Genomic DNA, 10,659 nt, shown 5'->3' with positions numbered 1-10,659 from the left:
TTGCGGCTTAACGCCCGTTGTTTTTGTGCCAGACGTTTCAGCGAGAGCTTTAGCTTCTGATTGGCAGCGAAGGTTTTACCATTTGAGCAAACCGCCAAATCCCTGATGCCAAAGTCAACACCAACCGATTCCTCCTCTTGATCTTTTGGGTCGTAGTCTTGAGTATCAATCAATATTGAAGCAAAGTATTTACCCGCCCGTTTACTGATCGTGACCTGGCAAGCTGTGCCAGTGAATCTCAGCGCTTCACGCATTTTGATTCTGGTATTGAGTTTTTCTATGCGCAGAGTTCTGCCGTGAACATCAAACTTGGGTTTTTCACGCAAGGAAAAGCTGTCGTTTAACCCGCGTTTTTTAAATCTTGGATATCCTGCTTTATTGCCGTTTTTCACCCGGCAAAAAAAATGGGTAAATGCATTATGAAGGTCATCGACGGTATTACGTGTTACACGTTGACTGACTTCTGCATACCAGGGAAATTCAATTCGAAGTTCCTGGTATTTTTCATGGGCAGCCTGCTTCGACCACCTGACCCCTTCCTGACTAAAGTGAGCCAGCAACTGGTTGAAGGCATGGCGCCGGGAACCGCAGGCACGATCCAGATAATCTGCCTGTTGCGCGGTTGGTCGCAATTCAATCTTGTGTGCCAGCAACATCTTTCAGGGTTTCCAGCATTTTTTTGTGCTTCTTGCTTCGGCTGCCGTACAGTCTTGCACTAAAAACGGTAATGATTTCCAGTACATCATTGGCAAGTTCTTCCGGTTGGCCGGCCCCTTCGAATGAGGGTTGGTCGCCTTTATGTATGATAACGATCTCAATGCCCTGTATCTCACAGAGAGAAAACACCAGCTCTGCACCAAACCTGAGTAACCTGTCTTTATGGGTTAACACCAGTCTTGTAATCTGGCGTTTCATAATCAACTCAAGTAACTGGTTGAGTCCTTTCTTCCTGTAATTCATGCCTGAGCCAAGGTCACGAATAACTTGCGTTCGCCAACCTTTGGCAGCGCAGTATGTTTCCAGCAGCTCTTGCTGCCGGTCAAGATCTGTCCTTTGGTCATGGCTGGATACACGGCAGTAGCAAAGTGTCGGGACGGACTCATTACTGAGACCCATCAACTCGGATACGTCATAGTATCGAGTCCCCCCCTTGGTTTTTCTGGCGGGCAGTAACTCGCCTGTACTTTCCCACCGTCTGAGTGTGGAGTGGTCAGTGCCCAATAAGCAAGCAGCTTCACCAATCTTGACTAATCTCTTATCCATAACCACAGATGATGGTAGATAATCATAGATTATTCAAAACTGTTTAAAGCCCTGCTCAGGAACAGTCACACCGGCAGTAGCCATTGGAGACCTGGCGTCTGAGTTCTTTTGAACCACCACGATCAAAAAGTCAGCAGAGGAAAAAAGCGCTGCTTTGTGATCCAGGCGGTTTAATCATCGGGCCTGATTCGGCCAAACCACCATTCCACTATAAACCACTCTTTTTATTTCCCTCATCAATAAAACCGATAACACTCTGAAGCTCTGCTATGCTGATCATGCAGTCAGTACACCGCTTATTATATAGAACAGCCATCGCCTGAATCTCAGGCTGACAATCAGCACTCATTCTTCCAAAAATTTCTAACACGAGTGTGTTATGGCTGTCTAACTAAAAATGGTTTCACACAAGGCTTTGTACCACAACAAAAGACAGGTAGCTGTATGTCGCTAGAAACAAGAGTTGAGATGCTGGAGAAGCAACACCAGTCCCTCTACAACACAATTCACGGACTGGTGAAAGCGATGGCGGATATCAAACACATCGCACTGAAAAACCAGCATGAGATCATTGGCGTCAAGGTCAATATGTCAGGTATTCAGGCAGAGGTTACCGGTGTTAAAGAGGATGTCTCCGAACTGGCCCAGGCCACACTGTCCGGTTTTGAGCGCACCAGTGAGTTAATGAATAATACCCGGAAAATCCTGGATGACATCAGCGAACATCTGGACACCATTAATGCCCGGCTGGATGAAACCAACAAACTGGTCGATGGCACCCATGAACGGGTTGATGAAACCTATGAACGATTAAACGAGACGAATGAACGCCTCGGTGAGAACAGTGAACGTCTTGATGAAGCCAATGAACGGCTGGATGAAAACAATGAACGACTCGGCAGCACCAATGAATGGCTCGGTGGCATCAATCAACGCCTTGAAGGGGTGGAGAGTCAGGTAAAAGAGGTTCGAAAAGATATCCTCACCCTGGGGCAGATGATCAGGCATCGTCTGCCAGAGAAGTAATGTTCAACGTCCCTTCCGGTTGAAACGGCTGGCAGGTACCGTAAGGCCTGCAGTCCTGAGGCATTGTCCTTTGATTACTTCCCTTTTTTACCACAGAGGCCCAGAGTGCGCAGAGAAAGAAGAAAGGCTTTTTCCCTGTGTCCTCTGCGTCTCCGTGGTGAACATAAAACTGAACCTGTTTTCGCCCCAGAAGAGGAAGAAACGCTTTTCCTCTGCGCCCTCTGCGCCTCTGTGGTAAACATAACAGGGAACTTTTTTCGGGAAGATTCCTAACCTAAAACCTCGGTGTCCTGATTTTAGCCACCAGGGACTCCAGATAGTTCACCATGTCCGGGAACAGGGATTCACAGATGGCCTGATGTTTTTCTGTTTCTGTCTTTTGCAGAACAGTCTTCATCATATTGTGCAGCTCATTCTTATCCTGATCACTGAACGAGTAATGATGATCAGGCTCGTGGTGAATAAAGTCGACCATTTCTGTCAGTCCATAACTGAGTGCCTCAAGGACAATATCCCGGTCAATATCTCCCGACTCAAGCAATCCGGTTAACAGCTGCTTCAACTGGCTTATATCTTTATCAATATCGGAAGGATTGCTGTTACCGGGTCCGGCTTCTGAATTTATGCAGTTGTCTTTGATAAACTGCTTGAGTTCCCTTTCTTTAACGGTATCGGTTTCTGATACCTTAAGATCATCCTCTTTAAGATCAGGTTTCTCCCGAAGCAGTGAAAAATATTTTTCCCGAAAATAATCATCATAATCCATGATTAACAATCGCCTCTGTCAGCAGCTGCCAATAATCCGATTATACATGTAGCTCCCCGGCTTCAGGTTTATGGACTGGCAAGGACACTGAACGATCTTTCAATAACGCCTGATACAACGTCAAAACATCGCGGTATTCAGCGTCTGACTGACCTGAGAGCGAACTGATAAATGGACTGGTGACCACTTTGGACAGCATGCCGTCCGGGTCCCGGTGCAAACAGTAATAAGCGACTTTGCCCCAGACTGTTTTTGGTGTGGCATCAATTGACCGGCTTAAATTCAGCCTGAACCGGTTCAATGGATGGACGGAAATTTGATGATCATGGGCGTAATGATCAAGACAACTGATTGATTCCGATTCAGATGCCAGTTCCCTGATAGCCTGCTCATAGGCCATCAGCTGCTCTTCTGAACCATCGGTGGCTTTCGATCTTCCGGAAAGATAAGAAATCCCACTCAAAACAGTGATCATCAGCTCATTAATGACATTGGCTATCAGGATACTCTGAATTTTTCCCGGTTTAACGCCATCGGCAAACAGATGATTGGTCATCACCTGAACGCCCAGGGCAGCGCCTCTGTAGATAACTAATCGAAAGAGGACAAAAAAAAGCCATGCCTTTGCCGGAGACACGCCTTTGACAATAAGCCTGGACTGTACGGCAGCCCCCAAACCAAGCACAAAAGTCTGGGCTAAAAGCAGGTCAGTAAACAGCTTGCGAGGGTTACTTTTTTCAGTACTGCCGGTTACCAGATACTCACCTCCGGCAATGGAGGCACTAATGATAAGCATCGACAGAATCTGACTGCCAAAAACATCCATCACACACATTTTGGTGCTGACGCAGCGTTTCTCAGCGGGGTTTTCAATAAACTGGCTACTGATTCCCAGGGCATTTTTCGTGGTCTGAAAGCCGAAAAAGCTGATCAGACTGAGAAAGGTACCGGCATATTTGAACCGCTCCAATAAGGGGTTATCCGACGGGGTTCCGAGAACACTGGTGTTGGGGAAGCCCAGAGCCGTCTGTATGGCGGCAGCAAGTTCATCCCCTCCCAGAAACGATCCTGAACCGATACAGATAGCAACAAGGGTGTGCAAAAATGTTCTAAGGTCGAACTCCGGATTTTTCGATGCATGGCCCAGGACGCCACCAACACTTCTGAACAACCTTCTGAAAGCTTCCGGCTGGCTGTTCCACTGTTCAAAGTCGTGTTCAAACAGCGCTGTGGGAATGGCGGCGCTATTGGCAAAAACCGCATTGTGTGTGCCATAACGGCCATCATCATGGCTGGCACGTTCCAGATGGGTCACGCCGGGAATGATAAATTCTTTTACCTGCAGTGTTGAATCAACCACCTGATGGCTGGCAGTCCCGGAACCGGCTGACTTTGATTCCGTCAGTTGATAGTCCATAATCCGCTGCTCTCCGAAATCAAGGATGCAGTGAATTTCCCCAGCCTCACTTTCCTCACCAATGACCCAGAAACCATCCTTCGCGGTTTCATAAGCATCACTTGACGTGTTTTTCATATTGACCATGATGGTTTGATCATTTCTGCAGATAAAGCAACCCGGTTTTGGCTTATTCAGGGAACAGGTAATCGTCAATACTTCAGGGCTATTATCAACGCCTGAATGGTCGCCTTTTGATTGAACAGTAAAACTGACAGGGCCTTCTTTTAATTTTTCAGCCATGCTTTCAACCCTGCTTCCCGGCCACTGTTTCATGTCCATTCCGCGCAGGGTATCTTTCTGTCTGAGTTCGACTGCGATTTGATGGGGCAGTTTACCAGCAAACTTCTGAAATAAAGGCTCAACTCCATCTGAATGTTCAATGGATGTTAATGAAATAGCATCATTTTTTAATTGAGTGTTTTTTAACTGAGTTTGCTGCAACTGAGTTCTAAGGTTCAAAAAAGACCCTGATTCGATCATACCGATAACATCTCAATTTATTTTTAAAGATTAAGAACAGTGAAAAGGCATTTCAGAAATGACATTTTTTGAAATCAACAACACCTGGAAGCGAAATTGGTTAGCATGGAAAATAGCTATAACAATCAAAAGCTCAAGTTTTTTTGTATAAAACGTTGCTCCTGACTTACGTTTTGCAGACTGCCCGGGAAGAATCTGACGTTCGCCAGCAATGGCTCGATCAGCTTCCGGAACTGGTCGAGTCCAGACAGGCTGACAAGGATAAAAGAAAAGCTGGAGACAATGAAGCAGGATGTAACCCAACAGACATTAAAAACCCCACTCAAAGGTGGGGCTGATGGGTTAGCTTCGAGCAATAAGCTTAAAAGTCATAACTTAAGCTGACACCCCAGTTACGGCCGGGCTGGGTTTTGCGGTCAATGCCCTGATCGCTGGTAACTGGAGTGCCGGTAACATCCTGGTACAGCCAGTATTTTTCGTCCAGGGCGTTGAACAGACCACCACGAACCATCATGTTTTCCATGGGCTGATAGTAAGCCGTCAGATCCACTACGGTATAGGCTGGGGCATCCACATTGTCTTTATGCTCTTCAGACCAATCGCTCCCGGTTTTACCGGAAACGTGGGTGACATCCAGTGCACCACCCCAGATTTCACTGGGCGCGTCATAACCAATACCAACGACAGTGGTTAACGGTGCTACTGTATCCAGGCTGCCTCCATTATCGCCATTCTCACCTTCGACATAGGCAATGGACATGCGGGAGTACATACCGGTTGGTGCATCAAATGCTTCGTCAAGATATAGCATACCACTAAGTTCTGCACCGTAAATTTCTGCTGAACCCACGTTAACTTTAGTGTGCGTAGTTACCTCAGTAACCAGATTTTTTTCCTTATCAGTGTCTATAAAGTTCGTGTAGTCATTGTAGAAACCGACCAGCTCAAAATTACCCAGATGATTCTGGCCACGCAGACCTATTTCATAGGAATTACTTTCTTCCGGCTTGAGGTCTGGGTTTGGGTTCAAAATAATTTTTTCGTTAGGCTTATCTTTGAAGTAATAAAGATCCTGCAGTGTTGGTGCCTTAAAGCCTTGGCTGAACTGGACAAACGAACTTATATTATCGTTCCAATGGAAGACAGCACCCAATTTGCCAGTAATTGCATCACTGCTGGCATCAGGCTTACCACTGCTGCTATCAGGCTCAGCCTTGAATGAATCGTAACGCACTCCTCCAGTGACAATCAGGGCATCATCCATAAAAAATGCCTGATCCTGGACAAAAATCCCCCATTTGGTGGAATCAGCTGCAGGGATTTCCGGCTCGGCTGGTTTTGCAATTGGTTTTTCTGCGGTGTCAGAATAATGCAATTCAAAACTGTCTTTCATCGCTGAAAGGCCATAACTCAGCTGGTGTACAGATGATGCAAAGAGCAGCTCCTTATCTAACTGCACATCAAACTGATAACTTATATCCTTACCGACACGCTGACGGTTACGATTGCCATACTTTTCAGTATGATCCTTGGTATTATGCTCACTATCAATTTCCTGCCAGCTAGCCTGCCAGTGCAATGAGTCAAATGCAGTATTTCCGGCCAGCCATTCATGCTCAATACCCACCCGCTTTCGGGTATCTTCATCGACGCCAAAATTATTGGTGTAGGTGAAGCCCGGCATCATCTCATAACCTTCGTTACTCAGTATCCTTCCTTCGCCATCTCGCTCGAAAAACTCACCTGTCAAACCAACCCGATGATCGTCATTGAATTGGTAGAAAACCTTACCCAGAATATTGTTCTGGTTATAGTCATAAGGGTCAGCCGCACCACGGTCACGGCCATTAATATCGGCCCCATCTCCATGAGTGCTGGTTTCTTTGCCATCGGTATGGGTATAAATCAGCAATGTTTCCCAATTGCCTGCGCGCCTGGCTAACGACAGGGTCTGCTTAAAACTCTGGTCGGCACTGGTATAGCCGGTCTTGAAGCCAGCGTAGGAGTCGTCACCCGATGGAGCCAGAAGATCCTCAGGATTTTTGGTCCGCATGAGAACTGCTCCACCGAGTGCATCACTACCATAGAGGCTGGAAGCGGGTCCTTTATTGATTTCGATGGCTGCCAGTGTATCGGTTTCATACATATTCTGGTTAAAGCGCATCTGATCAGCACCCGGATTATAAGACACAGGCTGCTCAACGCCATCAACCATCACTTTAACACGGCTCTTATCCATGCCACGGATGTTAAAGCCATTCAAACCAAAACGACCATTACCGGCAACACTGACTCCAGGCACATACTTCACAGCATCCTGAATATCGCTGGCAAGGTTGGCATCCATCTCGTCAGCAGAAACGGAGGCAACAGAAGAGGAGACATCTTCAATGCTCTGTTCTGTCCGCGTAGCGGAGACAACAACCTTATTAAGTAGCGTGGCTCTTCCTTTTTCGGATAAGGTGTTTTCAGCCAGAACCGGGGAGGTTTGAGCAAGAGAAACGGTCGCCGCCATCACAGCCAACGCCAGTGTATTTTTTGAAAACTTCATTAATTTCAATCTGTACCAGTGTGGGCTTTGACAGCCACCAATGTTGCACTCTGACAGTCGACAATGACCGCCTGCTACTTCTGATTCTCCTGCTGAAAAAATAAGCAATGAGAATAAATAACGGCGGTATAATAATTATAAAAACTATCAAATGCAAATCATTATCATTTAGTTTGATACATGAGCAGAGCTCAGAACATGTATCGCAGGTCCAGGCGATAGCTGCGCCCCGGTTGATACAGTTCCTGCCAGGCAACACGGTAGTATTTATCTGCAGCGTTCTTAATGGTGAAGTCTGCTTTCAGCCCTTTCAAGCTTCCGGCTGCTGGCTCATAACTGGCATAAAAGTCCACCAGGTCATAGCCTTCATACTGGTCAACGGTATTGTCCGGATCGACCCTGTTCTGGTCATTAACATGGGTGTATCGAGTCCCGACTTTTACATCGCCCTGTAAAGCCAGGTAGGCCAGGTCAGCGACAATTTTATCCGCCGGAATATTACCCAGCGCCTCTCCTGACTGCTTATCCTCTCCCCTGGTCTGACCATAAGAAAGTCCGGTCTCAATATTTTGAATGCGATACTCCCCTGCTATCTCAAAGCCTTTAAGCTCAGCTTCTTCCACGTTTTCCCAGCTGGTTTTTGTTGGAGGTCCGAAGCTGCCAAAGGCCGGGGCATACGTGAACTGATTAATAAAGTTATCCACATCATTGTGGAAAATATTGGCATTCAGTGTGAGTTCATCCTCCCCAAGTAGTTCGGCAAACGCCATGCGGGCAGAAAGCTCTTTATTTTTTGCTTCTTCCGGTTGCAAATCAGGATTCGGAACAAAGACATTTTTGAGCGGACCCATGGCAAAATGCGTACCCGTGGAAAACATCTCCTCCATACCCGGCGCACGAAACGCCTCATTATAACTTGCTGTCAGAGTGAGCCACTCATTCGCAGACCAGATAACCCCCACTGAAGGAGAAAATGCCTGATCCGTTTGTTTCTTGTTGGTTACATCCGGGTTTGACCGATTATCTTCTGCCGAAAAATGGTCATAGCGAACACCGGCTTGCAGCGTCCAGTCCCGGGCAAGGGGTACACTTCCCTGAAGAAAACTGCCCATGGTTGCAGACTGTCCATCCAGCCCTTCAGGTCTGGAGTCAGGAGTGCTCCCTGTGGTGTCTCGAACGGTAGTGATCTTGTTCTGGTAAGCATCCAGGCCATAAACCAGCTCAATACTGTTGACGATGGAAAGGTTAGTCAGGGCCAGGCCATGGGTTTTATAGCGCGTATTGTCTTTCTGACCTTTGGTAATGCGATCTTCCTGGTAACGGGTGTCGTTATAAAATAGCTGTAACTTACCGTTAATCAATTCACTTTCAGGGTCAAACAACCAGGCAGCGGACAGGTTTGAACTCTTTGAGTCTCTTTCCACCAGCGGTGAAGAAGTTCCCTCTATTGTCGCAGGATTACTCGGTACCAATCCGTTATACAGCAAGTGCTGGGCCTTGAATTCAAGACGACTATCGTTGTTTACATTCCAACCCAGTTTAGCCATACCTCCCTGCTCTCTGGACCCGGAGTTTGCCAGATCCTGGCCGTTACCCAACTCATAGTTTTCACCATCGTTGTAGTAACCATTCAGCAGCCAGTCAACATCCCCCTGCATGCCATACACAGCACCACTGGTTAATGAACGGCGGTTATTACTGTGGTAACCCTGGGATACATAGCCACCAAGATGTTGACCATCTTCTAAAAGATCCTGGGCATCTTTTGTGTTCTGAACGACAACCCCCCCAATAGCCCCTGACCCCCACAAACTGCTTGATGGACCTTTAACAATTTCAACCGATTGTAATAACTCAGGGTCAGCAAAATAGGTTCCACGGTGACCATTTGAGAAATCCTGTCGTGCACCATCCACAACCTGAAGTACGCGAGTGCCCCCAAGCCCCCGGATATTGACGCCCTGGGCACTGCCCCTTGGGCCACCAGTTACCGATACGTTTGGCAGGTATTCCATCAATTCCGGCACTGATGACGCCTGTTGCTGTTCAATCCCTGCCTGATCAATTACGTCGATACTCTGGACGACATCAGCATGATTCTTTTCCGTCCTGGTTGCGGTGACTGTTACCTGGTTCAATAAAACGGGTTTTGATTGAGCTTTATTTTCCTTCTCTGCCAGTGCTTCAGCAAAGGCAACCGGAGTGGCAGCAAGAGAAACGGTAGCGGCCATCACCGCCAGGGCCAGCGTGCTTTTCGGGAACGTCATTGTTTTTTCTGTACCAGTGTTGGTGTTATTGCCAGTTGGGTTACAACCCTGTCTGTTACTTTTGTTTTTACGCTTCGGTAATGAGGGCTACGAAGCAGTAGCGGACGCATCATATTACCTATTTACACTTAATGCAAATCATTATCATTTAGATAAACATTTGGTAATAAAGAGATAAAAGGAACTTCACTTTCAGGGAGTAGCGCGGTAACAGCCAGCGTCACAGGCCTGCGACACTGCGACTATCTTTTACATTCATTTTTACCCAGGATGGGGCCTAAGCGGCGGGATAAACCATGACGGTTTCTGGCAAACAGTTCGTAGCCAAAATCCGCAACACAGGCAACGCCTGGCCAGCGTAAAGGGGCTATCAGACACCCCATGCCGACTGCCTCCCAGGCAGCCAGCGTAGCATCCACGCCTTTCACCACACGACCATCGGCAAGCTTCGCGTGAATAACCCGGTCAAGCTCTGTTAGGTCAAATTCCGGATATTTTTCCGGAAAATCCTCCTGTCTAATATCAACCAGCTTGAGCAGGCCTTTTTTATTCTTTTTAGCCAGATGATCCACTTCACGCATGCACAGAGCGCATCCGCCATCGTAGAACAACGTAACAGGCAGTGAAATTTCTTCTCTTTTTAGCACCATAACCGTGATCACCGAACATGAATGAATTTTTATGACCAGAAGGTCTTAAACAGACTTTTTTTTAGCAATCTTACGGCTCAGATAGTGCTCCAGATCAAACAATCAGTGGATATTACTAATTAGCACAATCAATGCGAATTATTATCATTAAGGTTATTGAACACATTTTATGCTTCGAGTAACCTACGCTCCTGTTA

The 10,659-nt window shown here is 46.9% G+C and carries 9 protein-coding genes; 1 reads left to right on the top strand and 8 read right to left on the bottom strand.

The genetic code is table 11. The annotated features are described in order from the left end of the window. Together KDK13_RS18885 and KDK13_RS18880 are read right to left on the bottom strand one after the other, a co-directional pair. A partial coding sequence (locus KDK13_RS18885; RefSeq protein WP_257286560.1) for a transposase occupies positions 1 to 656 on the bottom strand: 656 nt, incomplete at its 3' end. Then, positions 634 to 1,263, bottom strand: coding sequence for an IS607 family transposase (locus KDK13_RS18880; protein WP_257286559.1), 630 nt, complete (start codon positions 1,261 to 1,263; stop codon positions 634 to 636). The genes KDK13_RS18880 and KDK13_RS18885, both read right to left, overlap by 23 nt. 444 nt (positions 1,264 to 1,707) lie before the next feature. Between KDK13_RS18880 and KDK13_RS18875 the strand changes: the two genes are divergently transcribed. After that, positions 1,708 to 2,289: a hypothetical protein gene (locus tag KDK13_RS18875; RefSeq protein ID WP_257286558.1), complete on the top strand. Its 582-nt coding sequence runs from the start codon at positions 1,708 to 1,710 to the stop codon at positions 2,287 to 2,289. A 274-nt stretch (positions 2,290 to 2,563) separates the two neighbouring features. Here the strand turns inward: KDK13_RS18875 and KDK13_RS18870 are convergent, their stop codons facing one another. From KDK13_RS18870 to KDK13_RS18845, 6 genes are all read right to left on the bottom strand, one after another. Beyond that, positions 2,564 to 3,055: a hypothetical protein gene (locus KDK13_RS18870; protein WP_257286557.1), complete on the bottom strand. Its 492-nt coding sequence runs from the start codon at positions 3,053 to 3,055 to the stop codon at positions 2,564 to 2,566. A 40-nt stretch (positions 3,056 to 3,095) separates the two neighbouring features. Then, positions 3,096 to 4,973 (bottom strand): hypothetical protein, encoded by a 1,878-nt coding sequence (locus KDK13_RS18865; RefSeq protein ID WP_257286556.1) that lies wholly within the window; start codon positions 4,971 to 4,973, stop codon positions 3,096 to 3,098. A 51-nt stretch (positions 4,974 to 5,024) separates the two neighbouring features. Beyond that, positions 5,025 to 5,297, bottom strand: a complete 273-nt coding sequence (locus KDK13_RS18860; RefSeq protein WP_257286555.1) for a hypothetical protein — start codon at positions 5,295 to 5,297, stop codon at positions 5,025 to 5,027. Between the two features lie 58 nt (positions 5,298 to 5,355). Further along, positions 5,356 to 7,545: a TonB-dependent hemoglobin/transferrin/lactoferrin family receptor gene (locus KDK13_RS18855; RefSeq protein ID WP_257286554.1), complete on the bottom strand. Its 2,190-nt coding sequence runs from the start codon at positions 7,543 to 7,545 to the stop codon at positions 5,356 to 5,358. Between the two features lie 191 nt (positions 7,546 to 7,736). Then, positions 7,737 to 9,812, bottom strand: coding sequence for a TonB-dependent hemoglobin/transferrin/lactoferrin family receptor (locus KDK13_RS18850; RefSeq protein ID WP_257286553.1), 2,076 nt, complete (start codon positions 9,810 to 9,812; stop codon positions 7,737 to 7,739). A 242-nt stretch (positions 9,813 to 10,054) separates the two neighbouring features. Then, positions 10,055 to 10,462 (bottom strand): thiol-disulfide oxidoreductase DCC family protein, encoded by a 408-nt coding sequence (locus KDK13_RS18845; RefSeq protein WP_257286552.1) that lies wholly within the window; start codon positions 10,460 to 10,462, stop codon positions 10,055 to 10,057. Positions 10,463 to 10,659: the final 197 nt, after the last annotated feature.

This window comes from Endozoicomonas sp. SESOKO1 (assembly GCF_024606265.1).
Classification (GTDB): domain Bacteria; phylum Pseudomonadota; class Gammaproteobacteria; order Pseudomonadales; family Endozoicomonadaceae; genus Endozoicomonas.
This window is presented reverse-complemented; position numbering and strand designations above follow the sequence as displayed.

Excerpts from the sequence above, each read along its gene's own strand:
- KDK13_RS18870 (WP_257286557.1), bottom strand. The coding sequence starts at position 3,055 with ATGGATTATGATGATTATTTTCGGGAAAAATATTTTTCACTGCTTCGG.
- KDK13_RS18880 (WP_257286559.1), bottom strand. The coding sequence starts at position 1,263 with ATGGATAAGAGATTAGTCAAGATTGGTGAAGCTGCTTGCTTATTGGGC.
- KDK13_RS18855 (WP_257286554.1), bottom strand. The coding sequence starts at position 7,545 with ATGAAGTTTTCAAAAAATACACTGGCGTTGGCTGTGATGGCGGCGACC.
- KDK13_RS18875 (WP_257286558.1), top strand. The coding sequence starts at position 1,708 with ATGTCGCTAGAAACAAGAGTTGAGATGCTGGAGAAGCAACACCAGTCC.
- KDK13_RS18845 (WP_257286552.1), bottom strand. The coding sequence starts at position 10,462 with ATGGTGCTAAAAAGAGAAGAAATTTCACTGCCTGTTACGTTGTTCTAC.
- KDK13_RS18850 (WP_257286553.1), bottom strand. The coding sequence starts at position 9,812 with ATGACGTTCCCGAAAAGCACGCTGGCCCTGGCGGTGATGGCCGCTACC.